Origin of the sequence: Streptosporangium longisporum (genome assembly GCF_039534895.1) — a bacterium.
Taxonomy (GTDB): domain Bacteria; phylum Actinomycetota; class Actinomycetes; order Streptosporangiales; family Streptosporangiaceae; genus Streptosporangium; species Streptosporangium longisporum.
The window spans coordinates 349,171-371,967 of record NZ_BAAAWD010000007.1; the positions used below are offsets into that span (position 1 = coordinate 349,171).

The following is a 22,797-nucleotide window of genomic DNA, read 5'->3' on the forward strand; positions in this document are numbered from 1 at the left end:
GATCAATACGTATGTCCGACGCCTGTGAATACGTATTAAAAAATACTTACGTACGCCATCCGGAGGTGTCGGTGACGACCGTCAGCATGAAAGCACCCCCCGGTCCTCCGGGCCCGGTGGACATGGAACGCATGCGTGACGACCCCCTGGGGTTCGTCACCGGTCTGGCACGTGAGTACGGGGACGTCAGCGTGCACGACGCGAACGGCGAGACCGTGTTCATGCTCCACCGCCCGGATCTGGCCCGGCACGTCCTCAAGGACAACGTGGGGAACTACACGAAGGAGAACACGCCCGACGACCACATGCTGCGCCCGTTGCTCGGGAACGGGCTGCTCACCAGTGACGGTGAGGAGTGGGCGCGGCAGCGCAGGCTGTGCGCGCCGGCCTTCCGGCGCAGCGAGGTCGCCTCCTTCGACGGGATCATCGTCGAGGAGACCGAGGCCCTGCTGGCGCGCTGGCGCGCCTCCGGGCCGGGCGTGTCCCAGCCGATCGACCACCAGCTGACCTCGCTGACCCTGTCGATCCTGACCCGCGCGGTGCTCGACGTGGACCTCGGCGCGGCGGGCGACGGGTTCGGCCGCGCGGTCGACGCGGTCAACCGCCACATCGGCCACTACGTCCCCGACCCCGATCCGGACCCGGCGGACACGGCGAGCCGCCGGCAGGGTTACGTACGCGCCCGCGCCCTGCTGGACATGGTCACCCGTACCGTCATCGCCTCCCGGCGCTCCTGCCCGCAGGCCACCGGCACCCTGCTCGACAGCATGCTCGGCGCCCTGAACGACACCGACCTGCGCGACCAGGTGCTGACCCTGATCATGGCCGGTCACGAGACCACCGCCAAGAGCCTGACCTGGACCTTCTACCTGCTGGACCGCCACCCCGAGGAGGCGGAGCGGATCCGCGCCGAGGTCGACCGCGTCCTGGGCGGGCGCCCGCCGACGGCCGCGGACCTGCCCGACCTGCCGCTGTGCAAGCGGGCCGTGCAGGAGGCGATGCGGCTCTACCCGCCGGTCTGGCTGATCTCGCGCCGGGCCACCGGCGCCGACGAGATCGACGGCCACCACGTGCCGCCCGGCGCGCTGGTCTGCGTCAGCCAGTGGGTGCTGCACCGCCACCCCGGCTACTGGGACCGGCCCGAGGAGTACGTACCCGACCGTTTCGAGAACGCCGACCTGCCCAGCCACCTGTACCTGCCGTTCGGCGGGGGCGAGCGCATCTGCATCGGCCAGCACCTGGCGCTCATCGAGGCGACCCTGGTCCTGGCGACGGTCTCGCAGTCGGTACGGCTGGAACTGGAACCCGGATTCCCGGTGGAGCCTGAGGCACTGGTGACGCTGCGTCCCAAGCACGGCATGCGCATGGCGGTGAGCCCCCGATGACCCTCGACACCGCGGCGGCATCCGCCGCCCCGAGGCCGGACGCGGGCTCCTACGACCCCGCCACCACCACGTCGGGCGGCCTGTCGGGGGAGCTGGCGCGGCTGGAGGCGCAGGCGGCGCTCTCGTTCGACGAGGAGCTGTCCCTGCTGCGCGAGCTGGGCCTGACCTCGTCGAAGGGCCCGCTGGTCGAGATCGGCGCGGGTTCGGGCGCGATCACCAGGCGGCTGCGGCGGGCCCTTCCCGACCTGTCGCTGACCGCGGTGGACATCGACCCCGGGCTGCTCGCCCACGCCGAGGGCGCGGGCGCGGAACTGGTCGTCGCCGACGCCGCCGACCTGCCCCTGGAGACGGCGAGCGCGGGATACGTACTGCTTAGGTATGTCCTGCAGCACCTCTCCGACCCCGCGCCCGCCCTGGCCGAGGCCCTGCGGATCCTCCGCCCCGGGGGCCGCATCATGATCACCGAGGTGGACGCCTCCTGCTGGGGGCTGGCCGACCCGTCCCACCCCGAACTGGCCGGCGTCCACGCCAAGATCGCGGCGACCCAGCAGGCCGCCGGCGGCGACCGCGCGATCGGCCGCCGTCTCACCCGCCTGCTCCGCGGCGCGGGGTTCACCGATGTCACCATCCGGCCTTTCGCCACCACCAACGACACCCGGCCGACGGACGATTTCGCCCCCCCACCTCGGCCCGGGACGGCTGCAGCCGCTCCTGGCCTCCGGTGTGCTGTCCTTTCAGGAGGTGGCTCTCGCCGCCGATCGCTGGAACAGGTTCCGGTCAGACCCAGACGCCTGGGTGATGCTCCTGGGCTTCACCGCAGCCGGCACCGCTCCCGGCCCCCTCCCCGAGGGGCGCCTCTCCACCGAAGGAAGCACATGAGCACCAACGTCAAGATCTTCATCACGATCTTCTGCTACATCAGCGGGGTGATGGGCGTCGTCACCGCCGTCATGCAGGCCAGCACCACCCCGGCCAACAGCACCGGGGCACTGATCGCCGGGGTCATCGGCGCGCTGTTCCTGGTCGCGGGAGTGGCCCTCAGCCGCAGACCCCGGTACTGACACCCGCGGCCGGCAGGATCCCGCGCCCGCGCTCATGGGGAACGCCGGACCTCGCCGGGACGTCCGCGGGGCAGGCTCGCGCGGGACGTCCGCGGAGGGCGTCCGCGCGCGACGTCCGCGCGGGAGGCGGCGCGGTGTGCTCGCGTCCCCCGGCCGGTCACCACGGGCCCGGCCGTTCCGGCGGGTCCGTGGCGCCCGGCCCTTCTCACCCGGCGCCGGTCGCGTCGCGACACGAGGCCGGGATTCCCGGGAACGGGATTTCCGGAAATGGGGCCGGTGCGTCGCGGAGAACGAACGCCTCGGGGACGCTCGGCGGGACGCGAGGCGAAAGAAAAGATTTCACAGGGAGTGGCGTTGATGAGGTTGAAGAGGGCGAATTCTGCTGTTCTGATCTTGCTGATGCGCCGCGAGCGCATCGAGTTCGAGAGGTAAGCCGTGTCCGCTGTTGAGGCTGATAGCCCAATTCATGTGCGTTCATTGGAAAAAAAGTACGGCTCGGCCGTCGTCGTGGACAACATCGATTTCGAGGTACGTTCCGGCGAGGTCTTCGCGCTTCTGGGACCGAACGGCGCGGGCAAGACGACCACGGTCGAGATCCTCGAAGGGGTACGCCGCCGGACCGGCGGAGACGTCCGGGTGCTGGGGTACGACCCTGCCGAGGACGACCCCTCCTGGCGGGCGCGGATCGGGGTGGTGCCGCAGACGACCGGCGCCTACCTCGATCTCACCGTACGCGAGGTGGTCGAGCACTTCGCCGCCTTCTACCCGGCGCCGCTCCCGCCCGACGAGGTCATCGACATGGTGGGGCTGACGTCCCAGCGGCGCAAGCAGGCACAACAGCTCTCCGGCGGCCAGTTGCGCAGGCTGGACGTGGCCGTGGGAGTGGTCGGCGACCCCGATCTCATCTTCCTCGACGAGCCGACCACCGGGCTCGACCCGGTCGCCAGGCGAGAGGCGTGGGACCTGGTACGGCACTTCGCCGACCGAGGCAAGACCACCGTCCTGACCACGCACTACCTGGACGAGGTGGAGGCGCTCGCGCAGCGGGCCGCGATCATCGTCGCCGGGAAGATCGTGGAGACGGGGCCGATCTCGGAGCTGGGCGGCAGGAAGACGGACCGTTCGGTGGTCGAGTTCGTCGCCTCGGGCGCGCTCGACGGCCTCCCCCTCCCCCCGCTGCCGCCCGGCTCACAGGCGCGCGAGGAGGCCCGGAGGGTCAGCGTGCACACTCACCGGCCCACGGAGACCCTGGCCGCGCTGCTGCCCTGGGCCCACGCGGCGGGTGTACGGGAACTCGACGAGCTGCGCATCCACCGGCCGACGCTCGAAGAGGTCTACCTCCAGCTCATCAAGGACCGGGAAGAGGGCACCCGATGACGACGGAACGGCACCTCGCCGACATCCCCACCGAAACGGCCGCGGCCCCCGCGACCCCCGTGAACTCCGCGACCCCCGCGACCCCCGCGCCGTCCGTGACCCCCGCCGTCCGGGCCGCTTCGTTCACCGCCGCGCCGTCCGCGCCGTCCGCGCCGTCCGCGCGTCCCGGGCGTCCCGGGATCTGGCGTGCGTCGGTCGCGCGGTCGAAGGTCGAGCTCAAGTCGTTCTTCCGCAACCGGCAGTCCCTGATCTTCACCCTCGCCCTGCCGATCATGCTGCTGGTCGTGCTGGGGTCGATCTTCTCCGGGACGGTGCAGGGGACCACGGTCGACTTCAAGCAGGTGTTCATCGCCGGGATCATCGCCAGCGGCGTGATGAGCGTCAGCTTCACCGGGCTGGCCATCAACATCGCCATCGAGCGGGACACCGGGACGATCCGCAGGCTGGCCTGCTCGCCGATGCCCAAGTCCGCGTACTTCATCGGCAAGATCGTCCGCGTCGCGGTGACCGGCGTCATCGAGACGGTGATCCTCCTCGGGGTCGCGCTCGCGCTCTTCAAGCTCCCGCTGCCCGGCACCCTCACCGCCTGGCTCACCCTGCTCTGGGTGCTCTTCCTGGGCGCGGTGGCCTGCTCGCTGCTGGCGATCGCCTTCACCGCGCTCATCCCCAACAGCCGCTCGGCCTCGGCCATCGTGACGCCGCCGTTCCTGGTGCTGCAGTTCATCTCCGGGGTCTTCTTCCCCTTCAACCAGCTCCCGCTCTGGATGCAGAACACCGCCGCGCTCTTCCCGCTGAAGTGGATGACCCAGGGCCTGCGCTCGGTCTTCCTGCCGGAGGCGTTCGCACGCGTCGAACCGGCGGGAAGCTGGGAGCTCGACCGGGTCGCCCTGGTGCTCGGCGCCTGGTGCCTGGCCGGCCTGCTGCTGAGCGTGCTGACGTTCAGCTGGCGCGGCCCGAACGTCCGATGAGCCCCGGCCGCCCCGGCCGTTCCACCCCGGCCGCCCCGCCCTGACCGCCCACCCCGGCCGCCCTGCTCCGGTGGTCCGCTCCGGTGGTCCGCTCCGGTCGTTCCAGCTCGGCGGGCGGGAACCCCCGCTCCCTCGCGGAGGCGGGGGCTCCCGCCCGTTCCCGTACCGGTGAGGCGCCGTCAGCGCCTGGTGATCACCCCGCAGGCGACGCGGCCGCCCGAGTCGCCGGTCGCGCGGGTGGTCTCGTCCACCCCCTCCTCGGCGTAGCGTTCGGGGACGTTGGCCTGGTTGTCGGCCAGGGCGTGCACGACGATGGCGCTGCCGTCGCGGTCGAGCAGCTGGGCCACCGTGAAGCGGTCGGTCATGACGATCGTCCCGCCCTCGCCGTCCCGGCCGACCAGCAGGTCGGGCAGGTCGCCCGAGTGGCTCGGATGGTCGCCGGGACGGAGACTGAAGTGCGGGCCCGCGCTGAAGAAGGGGCTGCCGGTCGCCGGGTCCTTGGACGAGGCGTCGCAGATTCCCTTCGTGTGCACGTGGAAGCCGTGGTAGCCGGGGGTCAGCCCCTTGACGGTGAACGTGAGCCTGGTCCTGCCCGGTGCCATCTCCTCCACGACCAGCTCGCCGAGCGTCTCGCCCTTCACCCCCTTGACCTCCGCGCCCGCCGCCCCGGCCGCCGGTGAGCCCGCCGTCCCGGACGGGGACGGAGATCCCGGCGGGGCGGGCGGCGCGGGCGATCGCGACGCCCGGACGGCGTCCGTTCCCGAGCCGGAGACCGGGACGGTTCCCGCCCGGCCGACGGACGGGACGATGCCCGCCGAGACGGCGGCCGAGCCGAGGGCCGAGACGGCGGCCGGCGGTGCGGCGGTGCCCGGTGGGACGGCGCCCGGCGGGACGGTCCCGGCCGATGCCGAGGTGGCCGTACCCGCGCCGAGCGCGACGGCCAGTACCAGATGACGTGCAGGATGGAACATGAGATCCCCCGATCCCCGTGACCCCGTCGCCCCTCCGGGGCGCCGGGGAACCGCGACGGTTCTCCTCCCATGAGTATCAGACGGCGGGCCCACCGTCCCGGTGACCGGGGTACACGCCGGGGAACAGGGGGGCGGGACGGCGAAGGCGCCGCCCCGAGGAGGGGACGGCGCCGTGTCGTCGTAGGGGAGGCCGGTCCGCCGGCCACCGGGTCCGTCCGGTCAGTTGGACCGCTTGGCGCGGGCGGTGGTCCGGGCGCGGGTCGTCGCCTCGAGGACGACCTTGCGGATGCGGACGTTCTCCGGGGTGATCTCCACGCACTCGTCCTCGCGGATGAACTCCAGCGCCTGCTCCAGCGAGAGCTGGCGCGGCGGGATGAGCGTCTCCGTCGTGTCGCTCGTCGAGGAGCGCATGTTCGTGAGCTTCTTCTCCTTGGTGATGTTCACATCCATGTCGTCGGCGCGGGAGTTCTCGCCGACGATCATGCCCTCGTACACCTCGGTGGTCGGCTGGACGAACAGGACGCCGCGCTCCTGCAGGTTCAGCATGGCGAACGGGGTCACCGGACCCGGCCGGTCGGCCACCAGCGAGCCGTTGTTACGGGTGCGCAGCTCGCCGAACCAGGGCTCGTAGTCCTCGAAGACGTGGTTGACGATGCCGGTGCCGCGGGTCTCGGTGAGGAACTCGGTACGGAAGCCGATCAGGCCCCGGGCCGGGACCACGAACTCCATCCGGATCCAGCCGGTGCCGTGGTTGGTCATGTGCTCCATGCGGCCCTTGCGGACGGCCAGCAGCTGGGTGATCGCGCCCAGGTACTCCTCGGGGCAGTCGATGGTCACCCGCTCGACCGGCTCGTGCACCTTGCCGTCGATGACCTTGGTGACCACCTGCGGCTTGCCGACGGTCAGCTCGTACCCCTCGCGGCGCATCTGCTCGACCAGGATGGCCAGCGCCAGCTCACCGCGGCCCTGGACCTCCCAGGCGTCGGGACGGTCGGTCGGCAGGACCCGCAGCGACACGTTGCCGACGAGCTCCTTGTCGAGCCGGTCCTTGACCATGCGGGCGGTGACCTTGGAACCCTTGACCCGGCCGACCAGCGGCGAGGTGTTGGTGCCGACGGTCATGGAGATCGCGGGCTCGTCGACCGTGATCAGGGGCAGCGGGCGCGGGTCCTCGGGGTCGGCGAGGGTCTCACCGATCATGATCTCCGGGATGCCGGCGATCGCGATGATGTCACCGGGGCCCGCCTCCTCGGCGGGCTTGCGCTCCAGCGCGTCGGTCATCAGCAGCTCGGTGATCTTCACCCTCTGGATGGAGCCGTCGGTGCGGCACCAGGCGACCTGCTGGCCCTTCTTGATGGTGCCCTGGTGGATGCGGCAGAGCGCGATCCGGCCCAGGTAGGACGAGGCGTCCAGGTTGGTGACGTGCGCCTGGAACGGGGCCTCGGGGTCGTACACCGGGGCCGGGATCGTGTTCTTGATGACCTCGAACAGGGGCTCCAGGTCTTCGGAGTCCGGCATGCCGCCGTCGTCGGGGCGGTTGATCGAGGCGCGGCCGGCCTTGGCCGAGGCGTAGACGATCGGGAAGTCGATCTGCTCCTCGGTGGCGTCCAGGTCGATGAAGAGCTCGTAGACCTCGTCCACGACCTCCTTGATCCGGGCGTCGGGGCGGTCGACCTTGTTGATGCAGAGGATGACCGGCATCTTCGCGGCGAACGCCTTGCGGAGCACGAACCGCGTCTGCGGGAGCGGGCCCTCGGAGGCGTCGACGAGCAGCACCACGCCGTCGACCATGGACAGGCCGCGCTCGACCTCGCCGCCGAAGTCGGCGTGACCGGGGGTGTCGATGATGTTGAGCGTCATGCCGCCGTGCTTGACGGCGGTGTTCTTCGCGAGAATGGTGATGCCCTTCTCGCGCTCGAGGTCGTTGGAGTCCATGACACGGTCGTCAACGTCCTGGTTGACACGGAACGCGCCGGACTGCCAGAGCATGGCATCCACGAGAGTGGTCTTGCCGTGGTCGACGTGCGCGATGATCGCGATGTTCCGCAGGTCGTCGCGGCTGTTCAAAGGCATGATGGAGTCTCACTCTGTGATCGTGGAGGCTGGCCGCGGACCGTGCGGCCCTCTCATTTTAGTTGATCCGGACAATCGCTCTCACGTCTTCGGGACATGAAGTGCGCCAATTCACCCCCCTCGTCCCCTTTTTCGCCCTCCGGACAGCCCTTTTTCACCCCCGGGGAGCCGTGAATCCCCCGGGCCGTATCTCTCCTAAGCTCGGACGCATGCCACTCGCGCCCTCCTTCCCGGTGACGCTCAGAACCCGCGACGACCTGCGGATCGACGCCGCGCACACCCCCTCGCGCGGGGCGGGCGATCTCGGGATCGTGCTCGCCCACGGCTTCACCGGCTCGCTCAGGGAGCGCTCCAACCGCGGGATCGCCCATGTGCTCAGCGGGTTCGGCGGGGTGGTGGCGTTCGACTTCCGCGGGCACGGCCGCTCGGCCGGCAGGTCGACCGTGGGCGACCTGGAGATCTGGGACGTGGAGGCGGCGGTGCGGCACGCCAGGACGATCGGGTACCGCAGGGTGGTCACGGTCGGGTTCTCCATGGGCGGGGCGGTGGTCCTGCGGCACGCCGGGATCGTCGGCGGGGTGGACGCGGTGGTGTCGGTGAGCGCGCCCGCGCGGTGGTACTACCGGGGGACCCGGCCGATGCGCCAGGTGCACTGGGCGATCGAACGGCCGGTGGGGCGGCTGGCCGCGCGGCTGGGCAAGCGCACCCGGATCATGAAGGGGGTGTGGGACCCGCTGCCGCTGGCGCCGTACGAGGCGGTCGCGAAGATCCCACCGGTGCCGCTGCTCATCGTGCACGGCGACGCGGACGGGTTCTTCCCGCTGGAGCACGCCCACCAGCTCCACGACGCCGCGGGCGGGACCGCGCAGCTGTGGATCGAGCCCGGGTACGGTCACGCCGAGAGCGCAGCGACCCCCGATCTGGTCCGCCGCGTCGGCGCCTGGGCCGCCGCCCGGTCCCGTCCCCAGGACGGTGTTTACTCCTCTTGACGAACGGCGGGGCGGGACGTGACGGCGCGCGGAGAAGAGGGTTCATGCGGAGCATCTACGTGGCGGGTCTGGGGCCGGGGGACGGGCGGCAGATCGTCGACCTCGGCCTGATGGAGCTGCTCACCCGGCGGGCAGACCGCATCGGGGTGTTCCGCCCGATCACCGGGGGCGGCGAGGACCGCACCCTGGAGCTGCTCCGGAGCCGGTACCGTCTCGCGGCCTCGGCGACCGGGGTGACCGCCGAGGAGGCCGCGGAGATCTACGCCGAGAAGGGCGCCGAGGAGCTCATCGGCGCCCTGGTCGCCCGCTTCCACACCCTGGAGCGCGAGTGTGACGCGCTGCTGGTGCTGGGCAGCTCCTTCGACACCGACGACCTCCCGCGCGAGCTGGCCTTCAACGCCCGCCTGGCCGCCGAGTTCGGCGCCCCGGTGATCGTGGTGGTGGGCGCGCACGGCGACGGCGCCGAGGGGATCGCCACCGAGATGCGCACCGGCCACCAGGTCTTCTCCGACCTCGGCTGCACGGTGCTTGCGGTGATCGCCAACCGGGTGCCCGAGGGCACGGTCATCGAGTGCGACCTGCCGGTGCCCTGCTACACGATCCCCGAGCGCCCCTCGCTCTCGGCGCCGACCGTCGGGCAGGTCGCGCAGGCCGTGGACGCGGAGACGATCCAGGGCGACGAGGACGGGTTGCTGCGCGACGTGCTCGGCTTCGTCTTCGGCGGGGCCACCCTGCCGGTCTTCCTGGAGCACCTGACCGACGGCGCGCTGGTGATCACCCCGGGTGACCGCGCCGACCTGCTGCTGGCCTCGCTGGCCGTGGAGGCGGCCGGGACGGCGCGACCGGCCGGGGTGGTCCTCACGGTGGGGGAGAGGCCCACCGAGGCGGTACGGGCCCTCACGGCCCGCCTGGCGCCCGGCGTGCCCGTGCTCGCGGCCGAGGCGGACAGCTTCACGGTCGCGACCACCCTGGCCGGTCTGGAGGGACGGCTGACCGCCGACAACCCCCGCAAGATCGAGACCGCACTGGGGCACTTCGAGGCCCACGTGGACGCCGCGGCCCTGGCCGACCGGATCGAGCTGACCCGCTCGCAACGGGTCACCCCGATGATGTTCGAGCACACCCTGCTGGAGCGGGCCCGCGCCGACCGCCGGCACATCGTGCTGCCCGAGGGCGAGGAGGACCGCATCCTGCGGGCCGCGGACATCCTGCTGCGGCGCGGCATCGTCGACATCACCCTGCTGGGCCGCGAGGACGTGGTGCGGCGGCGGATCGGCGACCTCGGCCTGGACCTGTCGGGCGTGACCGTCGCCGACCCGATGACCTCCCCGCTGCGGGAGTCGTTCGCCCGCGAGTACGCCGAGCTGCGCGCGCATAAGGGCGTCACCCCCGAGCGGGCCATGGACGTGGTCGCCGACGTGAACTTCTTCGGCACGATGATGCTGCACCGGGGCCTGGTGCACGGCATGGTCTCCGGGGCCGCGCACACCACGGCCGCCACGATCCTGCCCGCCTTCCAGATCATCAGGACGGTCCCGGACACCTCGATCGTCTCCTCGGTGTTCTTCATGTGCCTGGCCGACCGGGTGCTCGTCTACGGCGACTGCGCGATCAACCCCGATCCGGACGCCGAGCAGCTGGCCGACATCGCGATCTCCTCGGCCCGCACGGCCAGGCGGTTCGGCGTCGAGCCCGCGATCGCGATGCTGTCGTACTCCACCGGCGAGTCCGGCAGGGGGGCCGAGGTCGACAAGGTCCGCGCCGCCACCGCCCTGGTCGCCGAGCGCGCGCCGGACCTGCTGGTCGAGGGGCCCATCCAGTACGACGCCGCGGTGGACGCCCGGGTGGCCGCGGCGAAGCTGCCCGGCTCGCGGGTCGCGGGAAAGGCGACCGTGCTGATCTTCCCGGACCTGAACACCGGCAACAACACCTACAAGGCCGTGCAGCGCTCGGCCGGGGCGGTGGCCGTCGGCCCCGTCCTGCAGGGCCTGCGCAGGCCGGTCAACGACCTGTCGCGCGGTGCCCTGGTCACCGACATCGTGAGCACCGTCGCCATCACCGCCGTCCAGGCACAGGAGGTCACCCCATGAGCGATCACGCCGGCCGGGAGCGCACCGGCGAGGACCGTACCGGCGGAAACCGCGACGGCCGGGACCGCACCGGCCGGGACCGTGACGGTCACGACGGCGGGGACGGCGGTGGGCGGGAACGGGAGGGCGGTCCCGGGCGGGTGCTCGTCCTCAACTCGGGCTCGTCGTCGGTGAAGTACCGGCTCCTGGAGGGCACCGAGCGGCTGGCGTCCGGGACGGTGGAGCGGATCGGCGAGGACGGCTCGCCCGTGCCCGACCACCGGGCGGCCCTGGAGAGCGTCGCCGACCGGCTCGCCGGCGAGGGGCTGGGGCTCGACTCCCCGGAGCTGACCGCGATCGGGCACCGGGTGGTGCACGGCGGCACGGCCTTCACCGAACCCACCCCGATCACCGACGAGGTGGTCGCCGGGATCCGGGAGCTCGTCCCGCTCGCCCCCCTGCACAACCCGGCCAACCTGGCCGGCATCGAGGTCACCCGGCGCCTGCGTCCCGACCTGCCGCAGGTCGCGGTCTTCGACACCGCCTTCCACGCGACGATCCCCCCGGCCGCCTCGACGTACGCGATCGACCGCGAGCTGGCCGCACGGCTGGGCGTGCGGCGCTACGGCTTCCACGGGACCTCGCACGCGTACGTCTCCCGCGAGGCCACGCGCCTGGCGGGCGACCCGGACGCACGCGTGATCGTGCTGCACCTGGGCAACGGGGCCAGTGCCTCGGCGGTCTCGGCCGGGCGGTGCGTGGACACCTCCATGGGCATGACGCCGCTGGAGGGGCTGGTGATGGGCACCCGCAGCGGTGACCTGGACCCGGCGGCCGTGTTGTACCTGGCCCGCACCGGGGGCATGTCCCTCGACGAGATCGACGAGCTGCTCAACCGGCGCAGCGGCATGCTCGGCCTGTGCGGGGACAACGACATGCGCTCCGTGACCGAGCGGGTGGAGGCCGGGGACGAGGACGCCGAGCTGGCCGTGTCGGTCTACTGCCACCGCCTGCGCAAGTACGTCGGCGCCTACTACGCGGTCCTGGGCACGGTCGACGTCATCGCGTTCACCGGCGGCGTCGGGGAGAACTCCGCGCCGATCAGGGCGAGGGCCCTGGAGGGCCTGGAGGCGCTGGGCATCGCGGTGGACCCGGCCCGCAACGCGCGGGGCGACACCGTCGTCTCACCCGAAGGCTCCCGGGTGAAGGTCGCGGTGATCCCCACGGACGAGGAGTACGAGATCGCCCGGCAGACACTGTCGGTCATCTCCCACCACGCCGGGTGAAAGTACCTCCACCCACAGTGGACGGATGAAACCCCTCAGGAGAAGCCGGCCAGGCAGGAACCAGTGTTCGGCCCTCGTCATGGGGCATACTTCGTGTGACCGGACGGTCGCCCAGCGTCGCGGGGGCGTGCAGGATCGCCCGTCCGGCCGGTGTCCCCGCGGCGCGAGGAGGCTCCGGGGGACGGGGCGAGGGGCGCTCCGGCCCGGCCCCCGGAGGTGAGGCGCCGCGACCGGCGTCACATGTGGGCGATCGACTTGTACTCCAGGTAGGCGGCGAGCCCCTCGGGGCCCAGCTCGCGGCCCAGGCCGCTGCTCTTGAAGCCGCCGAACGGCGAGCTGTTCTCGATCATGTAGAGGTTGACGCCGTAGGTGCCCGCGCGCACCTGGCGGGCGATGTCCAGGCCGTGCTGGGTGTCGGCGGTCCACACCGTCCCGGCCAGGCCGTAGTCGCTGTCGTTGGCGATCCGGACCGCGTCGGCCTCGTCCTCGTACGGGATGACCGTCAGGACCGGGCCGAAGATCTCCTCGCGGGCGATGCGCATCTCGTTGGTGGCGCCGGCGAAGACGGTCGGGGCCACGTACCAGCCGCGGTCGTGCGGCCGGTCCAGCCCGCCGACGACCGGCTTGGCGCCCTCGTCGATGCCGATCCTGATGTAGCCCTCGACCCGCTCCTGCTGGCGCCTGGCCACCAGCGGGCCGATGCCGGTCGCCGGGTCGGACGGGTCGCCGACCTGCATGCCGCGCACCATCGACGCGACCGCGTCCACGACCTCGTCGTAGCGGTCGCGCGAGGCCAGGATGCGGGTCTGGGCGACGCAGGCCTGGCCGTTGTTCATCAGCGTGGCGATCGACAGGAAGCCCATCGCCGAGGGCAGGTCGCAGTCGTCGAGGATGATCGCCGCGGACTTGCCGCCCAGCTCCAGGGTGCAGCGCTTGAGCTGCTCGCCGCAGATCGACGCGATCCGGCGCCCGGCGGCGGTGGAGCCGGTGAAGGCCACCTTGTCCACCCCGGGGTGGGAGACCAGGTGCTCGCCCGCCTCGCGACCGGCCGCGACGATGTTGACGACTCCGTCGGGGATGCCGGCCTCCTTGATCATCTCGGCCAGCAGGTAGGAGTCGAGCGGGGTCTCGGGGGCGGGCTTGACCACGATCGTGCAGCCCGCGACCAGGGCGGGGGCCAGCTTGATCATGATGACGAACTGCGGCACGTTCCACGGGACCACCGCGGCGACCACGCCCACCGGCTCGCGCCGCACGGTCACCGTGCCGAACGTGCCGGGGCGCTCCTCCTCGACGGGGAAGGTCGCGCCGAGCTGGGCGTAGTACTGGAGCATGCCCAGCGGCTGGGGGGCCTGTGCCATCTGCGAGAAGGTGATCGGCGAGCCCATCTCCTCGGTGATGATCTCCGCCATCTCGCCCTGGCGGGTCGCGTAGATCTCGGCGAGCCTGCCCACGACGGCGGCGCGCTCGGCCATCGTCATCCTGGGCCACGGGCCGTGGTCGAACGCCTGACGGGCGGCGGCCACCGCCCGGTCCATGTCGGCGGGGGTGCCGTCGGGCACCCGGCCGATGATCTCCTCGGTGTGCGGGGAGACGACGTCGATGGTGCCGGTCCCGGCCGGGGCCACCCAGTCGCCCCCGATGAAGAGCGTGTCGTGCTGGCGCATGATGTGTTGCCTCCTGGTGGGCGGGCCAGAGTCAAAATTTGAGCGAATGCTTGCTTGGACAAGTGTCATCCGCCGGAAGGGAGGCCACAAGGCCTCCGGCCCCTTCAGACCGAATCATGTTCTGTCGCCGGTGGCAAGAGGTGGGAGGCCGGATCCGTGGGCGCGGTGGGACGCGTTGTGCGAGGATTAACCCCAGTGAAGCGTGTTATCTCCGTTGATTTTGGCCAAATCACCTTAAAGTGGTAGATAGTTCGTCAATGGTGTGCGACTTCCTCCGTTCCGGTGGCGAGCTTCAAGATCGTCTCCTATAGTTTCGCTCCGTCCGCGAGGGGCTCTGGAGGTGAGCGAAGCGTGAGGCCGACCCGCCCGGTCGCGCTGGCCGCCATGCTCGCCGCGCTGCTCCTGGTGCCGGTCGCGGCGGACGCCGCCCCCGGCCGTGCCGCGCGGCCCAACCCCGAGGTCGAGCTCAGGAAGCTCACCAAGGAGGCCGCGCAGATCAACAAGGACTACCGCGGCCAGGTGCAGAGCCTGGAGGAGACCCGGGTCCAGGCCAGCAAGGCCACCTCCAACGCCAAGAGCCTCAAACGGGCCCTGGCCGACGCAGAGATCGACGTCGTCCGCTTCGCCCAGACTAGCTACATGGGCGCCGCCCTGGGCGACGGCACCCTGCTGAGCCTGCAGGGCGACGCCGGCACGGCCCTGAGCCAGGCCGCGACCATGTCCTACCTCGCCAGCCGCCGTACCACCCAGCTCAACCGGGTCAAGGAGCTCATCAGGAAGGCCAGGGCGGCCGAGAAGGCCGCCGACGCGAAGATCGTCAAGCTCAAGAAGGACATCGCCGACCTCAAGAGCCAGCGGATCAGGATCGAGAGACTGCTGGCCAAGTACGGCTTCCAGACCCCCTCGGGCAGCGGCGGCCTGACCCCCCGCACGATCACCATGCGCAACACGGTGCTGCAGAACTTCCCCATGCCCTACGGCTACGGCTGCCTGCGCCCGGGAGACCCAGGCGACCACGGCAGCGGCCGGGCCTGCGACTTCATGATGAGCACCGGCGGCCGCGTCCCCACCCCCGACGCCCTGGACCGCGGCAACCGCCTCGCCCAGTGGGCCATCGACAACGGCCAGAAGTACGGGGTCATGTACATCATCTGGCAGCAGCGCTACTACGACGTCCGCACCGGCGCCGGCTGGAGGATGATGTCCAACCGCGGCGGCAACACCGCCAACCACATCGACCATGTGCACATCTCGATGTTCTGAGCCGTCGATGGGACCGCGAACGTGGTCCCATCGACGGTGAGGTACGGCGTCATGAATCCTGTACCGGCTTACGGCAGCAGTGTGAAGTGCCCGCCTTGCACGTTTCGCACCGCTCCGAAGTGGCGGTGGTCGATGGTGGCGATTTCCCGGACGCCCAGTCTTTCCGCGACCGCGATCACGGAGGCGTCCACCGCCCCCAGAGGGAAGTTCGCGTACTTCACGACCAGAGCCTTCATCCTGGCGATGTCAACGGTGGTCAGTGGCTCCATGACCAACTCGCCGTCCACGATGGACTGAAGGAAGTCGGCCTCCGCGGCCGGTCCTATCCGTGACTCCAGCAGCCAGCAGACTTCCGCCAGCACCGGTCCGGGCAGGATCAGCGGTCCCGGATGGGTTTCGAGGAGATCAAGGCAGCGGTCGTGATCCTGATCCTTCCGGTTCATCGCCGCGTACAGGGGACCGGTGTCACAGATGAGCACTAGCCGGTCCGGAACCTGTCGAGAAGGATCTCTTCCGAGCGCTGAGCACTGTCCGGCTCGTCGGCGATGATTCCGGCGAACGACAACCGACGCCGCCGAGTCGGTGCTTCGGCGACGGGGGCGGATTCGTTCTCGACGAGTTGCAGAGCGACGGCACGCAAGGCGCGGGCCTGATCCAGTGTCAAGCGGTCGACCAGGCGGTGCAGGTCGTCGTACTCTTCGGGTGCCGCACTCATACCGCCGAGTTTACGCCGACCCGAAGATCATCAGTGGCCGGAGAGGTCTTCGAGCCCGTTGCCTCGTGGCCGGTGGACTGTGTCAGGTCCGCTGCGGGGCGGGGGCCGGCCCGGAGAACGCCAGGCTCACGAGCCGGCCGGCATCGCCCATGACTCACCCGTGACACGGCGGGATCGTCCGTCGTCACCGGATCCGCGGCAGAGCCGATGAGCAGAGCCGGTGAACCGTGCGGTCCCGGGGCGGGATCAGTGCCAGATCGACCTGAGGGGCCAGGCCTTGAGGGACAGGAGGGTGGCCGTGCCGTTGTCGGCGAAGATCTTCATTCCGGTGGCGGCGGGTCCGGGGAAGATCTGGTCGGTGATGGTGGTCCGGCCGTCCGCGCCGAACACCTCGACGGAGGAGTCGTCGAGGTAGAGGGTGAAACTCACCTTTCCGTCGCGGGTCTGCACGGGTCCGGCATGGACGCCCGGGAAGGTCGGGCCCGCACTGTTGTCGCCGGAGGCGGTGCGGTCGACGTAGAGCCGTCCGGTGGAGCGGTCGTAGCCGATCCGGGTGCCCTCCTTGTCGCCGTCGGCGCGGACGACGAGGCCGAAGCGGTCGGCGGTGCCGAGGGCGAACTCGGCGTCGATCTCCATCGTGGTGCCGGTGACGGGCAGGTGGGCCGTGGCGTCGGTGACGGTGCGGTTGCGGACGACCCGGACGGGACCGGTGCGCAGGGAGCGCAGTTCGCGGACGGGCCGCTGCACGAGGTGGAGCCTGCCGTCGACCTTTCGCAGGGTGAGGGTGCGGGGCAGGCTCTGCGCACCGCGCCAGGGGGCGGTGGGGACGGTCTGGGCGTACTCCCAGTTGTTCATCCAGCCGAGCCAGACCGGTTCGCGGCCGGGGGCGCCGTCGAAGGTGATCGCGGCGTAGAAGTCCTTGCCGTAGTCGGCCCAGGAGTAGCGGTTCCTGCTGCTGAGGGCGGGTCTGTCGGAGAACATGATGTGGTCGAGGTTGATGTGGCCCCAGCCGCCGGAGTTGAGGTCGTTGACCTGGATCGTCGCGGTCCTGCCCGCGAGGTCGCGGACGTCCCAGGAGGCCCAGTCGAGGCTTTCGGAGTCCTCGCCGGTGGCGGTGCGCACGACCTTCCCGTCCACGAGCAGGTTGACGGCGGTCTCGGTGGCGCGGGGCAGGACCGGCCGGTCGGAGGCCGTCACCTGGTCGACCATGAGGTGGCCCCAGCCGCCGGGGTTCTCGTCGACGATCTGGATCCGGGCCTTCTTCCCGGTGAGGGAGGAGACGTCCCAGGAGGTCCAGTTGAGGGTCTCGGAGTCGGCCCCGGTGGCGGTCTTGACGACCTGTCCGTCGACAAGGAGGTTGACGGCGGTCGGTGCGGCCGATCCCCAGGGATGGTTCCCGCCGCCGACCAGGAGGTTGAGGTGGTTCCTGGTGAGCGTGAACTCCGGTGAGGTGAGGGTGCCGGTGGTGGTGTCCACGTCGTAGAAGGTGCTGGCGAGCCGGTCACCCTGGTAACCGATGACGGGTGACTGGCCGGGCAGGCTGCCGCGGGCGGGTTTCCGGCCGGCCAGCCCGCCGGTCGCGGTCCATCCCCGCTCTTCGTAGGTGGTGTCGTCGGGGAACTCGAAGTCGGCGATCGTGTCGCCCGCGGGTGCGGTGCCGTCGCCGGTGCCCTCCCGGTGGGGGTGACGCCCGCCGCCCACGAGGAGGTTGATGTAGCCCTGGTCGATGGTGAACGGCCGGGAGGTCATGCTGCCCTGAGGGGCGTCGCCGCCGACGAAGCCGTTCACCAGCGCGGCGCCCTGGTAGCCGGAGACCGTGTTCTGGCCGGGCAGGGTTCCGGGGGCGGGTGCGTCTCCGAAGGGGCCCGGCAGGTGGCCCGGGTCGTTGCGGACCGTCCAGCCGTCGTAGCCGTTCTCGAAGTCGGCGAAGACCCGTCCCGCGGGCGGGGGGTCGCCGGTCACGAGGTTGTCGGCGGTGAAGGTGGTGCCGTCGAAGTCGCCGACGAAGTACTGGACGCCCGATCCGCCGGCGATGGCACCGGCGCCGACGCTGACGGCCAGGACCCACTTCTTGGCACCCGGTCGTCCTTCGACGGGGACCTGGAACAGGTCGGGGCATTCCCAGGCGCCGCCGGTGGCGTTGGCGGGGCCGAAGTCGCTGAGTTCGGTCCAGGACTTCAGGTTCGCGGAGCGGTAGAAGCGGATCTTCTGTTCGGCGGCCATGGCGACGGACATGACCCAGTGGCCGCCCTTGGCGTACCAGAAGACCTTGGGGTCGCGGAAGTCCTTGGAGGCGAGGTCGATGACGGGGTTGCCGTCGTACTTGGTCCAGGTGCGGCCGTTGTCGGTGCTGTGGGCCAGGGACTGGGACTGGACGCCGGTGGTGGGGTTCCAGCCGGTGTAGATCGCGACCATGGCCGACCTGCCGAAGCCGGCCGTGTTCTTCCTGTCGACGACGACGCTGCCGGAGAAGATCTTTTCGTCGTCGGTCGCGGGGATGGCGACGCCGAGTTCCTTCCAGTGGACGAGGTCGGTGCTGACGGCGTGGCCCCAGGAGATGTTCCCCCAGACGTCGCCTTGGGGGTTGTACTGGTAGAAGAGGTGGTATTCGCCGTTGTGGTGGACGAGGCCGTTGGGGTCGTTCATCCAGTTCTTGGCGGGGCTGTAGTGCAGCCGGGGGCGGTGGGGCTGGTCGTAGCGGGGCGGCCGGTCGTGTCCGCCGTGTCCGCTGTGTCCGCCGTGGGCGACGGCGTAGGTCGCCGGTCCGGCGACGAGGACGCCGGCGATGATCGCGGAGGCCGTGGCCGCGCGTCGGGGGTGAAGGATCATGTGGGGATTCCTGGCGTGTGACGGGTGGGGTGGGGAAGGGATGGCCGGGCAGGCGCGGGGACGGTTCGCCCCCGCGCCTGCCGTGTGGATCAGCCGGTGTAGGCGGACTTCATCGGCCACACCTTGAGGGACCTGATCGTGGCTCCGCCGTCGGCCCACAGGGCGAGTCCGAGGGAGTCGTCGCGGGCGGGGTAGACCCGGGTGGTGATGCTCTTGTGGCCGCCCACGTAGGCCTCGATCATGGATTTGTCGAGGTAGAGGTCGACCTTCAGGACGTCGCCGTCGAGGGTGACCGGCCCGCTCTGCACGCCGAGGTCGGAGGACAGGCTGGAGACGGTGCCCGAGCGGGTGCGGTCCACGGCGAAGGTGTCGGCGTTCCTGTCGTAGGAGAAGAGGGTCTCCTCCTCACCGCCCGCGCTGCGGCGGACCTTGATGCCGTAGCGGTTCGCCGAGGCGGCCGACATCTCCAGCTGGATGTGGAGCATGTCGCCTCGCACGTTCGCGATCTGCTGGTTGGCGGCGTTCAGATCGGTGACGTCGGTGAGCGTCACCAGTGGCTGGGCCGAGGCGTGCAGGCGGGTGAGTTCCGGCAGCGGCTTGACACCCAGGTCGCCGTCGGGCCGCAGGCTCACCTGGAGGGGCAGGCCCGCGTTGTGCGCCCAGCCGGAGTCGTGGTGGCCCTGTTCGGTCCGCTTGTCCTGGGCGATGCTGAACACGATCGAGCGTCCCTGTTCGTCGACGAACCCGCTGGGACCGGTGAAGTGCTCGCCGTAGTCGAACAGGCGCGGGACGGTGGAGTCCGGGACGAACTTGCGGGTGGCGGCGTTCCACTCGCCGATCCAGTACCAGACGTACTTGACGTTGTGGGGCGATCCTCCCGACCACATCGGGTTGATCATGAGGACGTGCTTGCCGCCGCCGATCGGCAGGAACACCGGAAGCTCCCACACCTGACCGGTCTTGGGGTGGGCCGCGATGTCGCCGACCATGAGCGGGCCCGCGTAGGTCCAGTTGGTCTGGTCGGTGGAGGTGTAGAGCAGCGCGGTGCCGCCGACGTCGGCGCCGCCGGTGGTCTGGACTCCGGAGGCGACGAGCTGGAACCACGTATCGCCCTCGCGCCAGACGAACGGGTCCCGGAACTCGCCGAACCTGACCTTCCGGCCGGGGCCGACGTCGAGGTTCTGCGACTGGACGGTGACGGGGGCGGGGTCCATCTTCCAGTCGACCAGGTCGCGCTGGCAGGGGAGGGTCGCGCAGCGGGCGAGGCCGGTCCGCTGGTTGGGGCGGACGCTGTCGTCGCCCGCGGTGATGTACAGCAGCGGGTTCCCGTCGGCGTCGGTGGTGGCGTCACCGGACCACACCCCGTCGGGTGCGACCGAGTTCGCCGTGGGGACCAGGGCGGGGGGAAGGTCCCGCCAGGTCACCATGTCGGGGCTGACCTGGTGTCCCCAGCCGATGTTGTGCCAGTAGGGGCCGTGCTGGTTCTGCTGGTAGAACAGGTGGTACTGGCCGTCGTAATAGAGCGGTGCGTGGGGTTCGTTCATCCAGTGCTCGGGCGGCATGAAGTGGTACTGCGGCCGGTATCTGTCCCCGGCGTACCGGTTGCGGTTCATCGCCATGTCCGGCTTCGGCACCGTCGCCCCGGGGTAGGAGGTGCGGACCGCGTCGTAGGCGGTGGTCACGGCGCCGGGGCTCAGGGCCCTGTCGTGGATCTTCACCTCGTCGATCAGGCCGGCGAACGTGTTGGCCGGGAACGTCCCGTTGATCATGACGGCGCGGTTGTTCCTGCCGATGAGGAGGTCGCCGCCGTCGGGGGTGATCGTCCCGGGCGGGGCGGTGTGGCTGCCGACCTGGCGGCCGTCGAGGTAGAGCCTCATGGTGTGGTCGGTGGCGTTGAACGTCGCGGCGACGTGGGACCAGCGGTTGGTGGGCAGCGAGGCGTCGGGGGCGGACCACACCGACTGCCACTGGCCGCCCACGGCGGCCTGGAACGACCACTTGCCGTGCCGGCCGACGCCGAGGATGAAGCCGCGGCCCGCACCCTGGTCCTGCTGGTTGACGATGGCCGACAGCTTGCCCTCGTCCCCCCATTCGAAGGCCCGGGGTGCGACCCAGGCCTCGACGGTGATCGCGTCGGTGGGGGCGGCGAACCCGGACCGGGTGACCCAGGTGGAGTAGCCGTCGAACAGCAGCGCCTTCGACAGCGCCTTGCCGTCCGGCTCCTGCCGGTACCAGAGCGGGTCGGAGGAGGGCTTGTACCTGGCGTTGGTGAACACGTAGTTGATCGGGTCGTCGCGGCCGGTCACCGTGTCCTTGGCGAGGGTCCCGGCTCCCTGGTCGAAGGCCCAGTGGGCGGTCAGGCCGTTGCCCTGGACGCCGTCCAGCCGGATGTCGTCGACGTTGATGTGGCCCCACCCGCCGCCGGCCTGGTCGACGACCTTGATCTGCAGGTCCTGGCCGAGGTGGGCGGAGGCGTCCCAGCGCACTCTGCGGTAGGTCTCGCTGTCGGTCCCGGTGGCCCTGTGCAGGACGGTGCCGTCGGAGGCCTTCACCAGGGCGACGTACAGGTTGTCGGCGTTGTTGCCGCCGCCGACGAGGAAGTCGACCTGACCGCTCCCGGCGAGCCGGAACACCGAGGAGGTGAGGGTGCCCGTCGCGCCGTCCCCGCCGGCCTTGAACCCCCACACGTGGGAGGTGCCGTGCTGGCCGAAGCAACATCCCCAGCCCCAGCCGCTGTCGGCCGTCACCGAGAACGCGTTGCCCGTCGTCGTCCAGCCCGACAGGTCGCCGGTCTCGAAATCGGGGTTGGTGATCTTCGCCGGAGGTTCGGCGCGGGCGGGGGTGTCGGGCACCGTCACCAGCGCCAGGGCGAGCAGTAGTCCTGTCAGGACGTTTCCGGCCCTGGAGGCTTTTCTTCGTGCTCTCACCATTCTTCTCGCTTTCGGGAGACTTCGCGGGAACTCCGACCGTCAGGGCATGCCTGCGGGGGCCTTCACGGGGATGGCGTCCCGGGGTGGAAGAGATGTCCGTCTCATTGCCTGGCGTGTCGTACCGGTAAAATAGTTCTTTTCATCTCAGAGTGCTTTTTCTTGCGCAAAGGGGAGTTCTCGCCTAAAAAAGAACAGCACCGATCGCCCTGTGGCGATCGGTGCCGTCGCGGCCGGGAGTTCGTTCCTCCCGGAACGGTCTGTCAGCCGTGCGTGCCTTCCTCGACGAGGCCGCGTCCGGGAATGTAGGTGACGGGGATGGGGTCGCAGACCTCGCCCACGAAAGAGCCGTCGTCGCCGTGGTTGACGAAGCCGAGCAGCTGCCACCGCTCGTCGCGGTCCCGGATCAGCCGGCCGCTGTAGAGGGAGCGGTCCTGCACGAGGCGGGCCTGGTCGCGGATGTCGTAGGGGCCGAGCAGGGACGCGCCGGGGGCCGTCCAGACGCCGCCGGCGCGTTCGGTGCGCTCGGCGCCGAGCTCGCCGGGCATGCAGGAGAAGACCAGGACGGCACGGCCGTCGACGATCTCGACCTGGGGGACTTCCAGGTGGCCGAACCCGGAGGGTTCGGTGAGCGGTGGCCGGGCCTCCCAGCTGACCATGTCGTGGCTGCGCAGATGACCGATGACGCCGCGGCCGTCGGCGGGACCGGTGGCGGCACGGGCGGTGACGAGCATGTGCCAGCCGTCCCCGCCGGGGTCGGCGAACACCCACGGGTCGCGCCAGGCCTCGTCGAACCAACTGGTCAGATCGAGTTTCTCGTACCACCGGGCGTCGGCCTCGGCGACGGGGTTGGCGGGATGGCGGTGCCAGGTGACGAGGTCGTCGGAGGTGGCCAGCCCGATGCGCTGGATCAGCCCTTTCTCGCCACGCGAGACGCCGGTGTAGTACATCATCCACTTCTGCGGGCCGCGGACGACCGATCCGGTCCAGGTGGCCAGGTCGTCCCAGTCGTCGTGGTCGGCGGCGACCAGCGCGTCGGGCAGGAGTTCCCAGGCGCGCAGGTCGCGGGAGACCGCATGGCCGATCGAGGCCCGGTGGTGGCGGCGGCCGGGGTCGTGCAGAGCGCGGGACGCCCTGAGGAAGAACAGGTGGTACTGCTCGCCGTCGTCGGCGAGCCAGATGTCCCAGACCCAGTGGTCGGGCAGACGCAGTGTCAT

General features: G+C 70.7%; 16 protein-coding genes. 8 read left to right on the plus strand and 8 right to left on the minus strand.

Annotated elements, in window-relative coordinates:
- Positions 1–131 precede the first annotated feature (131 nt).
- The 4 genes from ABD832_RS14510 (at position 132) to ABD832_RS14525 (ending at position 4,791) form a co-directional block, all read left to right on the plus strand.
- Positions 132–1,385: a cytochrome P450 gene (locus ABD832_RS14510; RefSeq protein WP_344894332.1), complete on the plus strand. Its 1,254-nt coding sequence runs from the start codon at positions 132–134 to the stop codon at positions 1,383–1,385.
- Positions 1,382–2,446 (plus strand): class I SAM-dependent methyltransferase, encoded by a 1,065-nt coding sequence (locus ABD832_RS14515; protein ID WP_344894335.1) that lies wholly within the window; start codon positions 1,382–1,384, stop codon positions 2,444–2,446. The genes ABD832_RS14510 and ABD832_RS14515 overlap by 4 nt, the downstream gene beginning before the upstream one ends.
- Before the next feature lie 468 nt (positions 2,447–2,914).
- Complete coding sequence (locus tag ABD832_RS14520; RefSeq protein ID WP_344894338.1) at positions 2,915–3,823, plus strand: ABC transporter ATP-binding protein; 909 nt, start codon at positions 2,915–2,917, stop codon at positions 3,821–3,823.
- A complete protein-coding gene (locus ABD832_RS14525) occupies positions 3,820–4,791 on the plus strand; it encodes an ABC transporter permease (protein ID WP_344894341.1) in 972 nt (323 codons plus the stop codon). The genes ABD832_RS14520 and ABD832_RS14525 overlap by 4 nt, the downstream gene beginning before the upstream one ends.
- Before the next feature lie 179 nt (positions 4,792–4,970).
- On the opposite strand, the gene ABD832_RS14530 is transcribed toward ABD832_RS14525, so the two are convergent.
- Entirely contained in the window at positions 4,971–5,762 is a 792-nt protein-coding gene (locus ABD832_RS14530; RefSeq protein WP_344894344.1) for a superoxide dismutase family protein, read from the minus strand.
- Between the two features lie 219 nt (positions 5,763–5,981).
- Positions 5,982–7,835 (minus strand): translational GTPase TypA, encoded by a 1,854-nt coding sequence (gene typA / locus ABD832_RS14535; protein WP_344894346.1) that lies wholly within the window; start codon positions 7,833–7,835, stop codon positions 5,982–5,984.
- A gap of 209 nt (positions 7,836–8,044) precedes the next feature.
- Here typA and ABD832_RS14540 point away from each other — a divergent pair, with 209 nt between their 5' ends.
- From ABD832_RS14540 to ABD832_RS14550, 3 genes are read left to right on the plus strand one after another with little or no spacing between them, the layout of a single operon-like run.
- A complete protein-coding gene (locus ABD832_RS14540; RefSeq protein ID WP_344894349.1) occupies positions 8,045–8,824 on the plus strand; it encodes an alpha/beta hydrolase in 780 nt (259 codons plus the stop codon).
- A 44-nt stretch (positions 8,825–8,868) separates the two neighbouring features.
- Positions 8,869–10,914, plus strand: a complete 2,046-nt coding sequence (gene pta, locus ABD832_RS14545) for a phosphate acetyltransferase (RefSeq protein ID WP_344894352.1) — start codon at positions 8,869–8,871, stop codon at positions 10,912–10,914.
- Positions 10,911–12,179 carry an acetate/propionate family kinase gene (locus tag ABD832_RS14550; RefSeq protein WP_344894355.1) on the plus strand — a complete coding sequence of 423 codons (1,269 nt, stop codon included), beginning with the start codon at positions 10,911–10,913 and terminating at the stop codon, positions 12,177–12,179. The genes pta and ABD832_RS14550 overlap by 4 nt, the downstream gene beginning before the upstream one ends.
- Positions 12,180–12,415: 236 nt before the next feature.
- Here ABD832_RS14550 and ABD832_RS14555 read toward each other — a convergent pair whose 3' ends face one another.
- On the minus strand, positions 12,416–13,846 hold the full coding sequence (locus ABD832_RS14555) for an aldehyde dehydrogenase (protein ID WP_344894358.1): 1,431 nt from the start codon (positions 13,844–13,846) through the stop codon (positions 12,416–12,418).
- A gap of 351 nt (positions 13,847–14,197) precedes the next feature.
- On the opposite strand from ABD832_RS14555, the gene ABD832_RS14560 reads away from it, so the two are divergent.
- Positions 14,198–15,109 (plus strand): coiled-coil domain-containing protein, encoded by a 912-nt coding sequence (locus ABD832_RS14560; protein WP_344894361.1) that lies wholly within the window; start codon positions 14,198–14,200, stop codon positions 15,107–15,109.
- 68 nt (positions 15,110–15,177) lie between these two features.
- On the opposite strand, the gene ABD832_RS14565 is transcribed toward ABD832_RS14560, so the two are convergent.
- The 5 genes from ABD832_RS14565 to ABD832_RS14585 all read right to left on the minus strand — a co-directional run bounded on the left by ABD832_RS14565 (position 15,178) and on the right by ABD832_RS14585 (position 22,797).
- On the minus strand, positions 15,178–15,588 hold the full coding sequence (locus ABD832_RS14565) for a type II toxin-antitoxin system VapC family toxin (RefSeq protein WP_344894365.1): 411 nt from the start codon (positions 15,586–15,588) through the stop codon (positions 15,178–15,180).
- The gene (locus ABD832_RS14570) at positions 15,588–15,824 is read right to left on the minus strand and encodes a hypothetical protein (RefSeq protein WP_344894368.1); all 237 of its coding nucleotides are present in this window, start codon (positions 15,822–15,824) and stop codon (positions 15,588–15,590) included. Before ABD832_RS14570 ends, ABD832_RS14565 begins: the two co-directional genes overlap by 1 nt.
- Positions 15,825–16,070: 246 nt before the next feature.
- Positions 16,071–18,653, minus strand: a complete 2,583-nt coding sequence (locus tag ABD832_RS14575; RefSeq protein WP_344894371.1) for a GH32 C-terminal domain-containing protein — start codon at positions 18,651–18,653, stop codon at positions 16,071–16,073.
- 89 nt (positions 18,654–18,742) lie between these two features.
- The gene (locus tag ABD832_RS14580) at positions 18,743–21,583 is read right to left on the minus strand and encodes a LamG-like jellyroll fold domain-containing protein (RefSeq protein ID WP_344894374.1); all 2,841 of its coding nucleotides are present in this window, start codon (positions 21,581–21,583) and stop codon (positions 18,743–18,745) included.
- Between the two features lie 260 nt (positions 21,584–21,843).
- Positions 21,844–22,797: a family 43 glycosylhydrolase gene (locus tag ABD832_RS14585; RefSeq protein WP_344894377.1), complete on the minus strand. Its 954-nt coding sequence runs from the start codon at positions 22,795–22,797 to the stop codon at positions 21,844–21,846.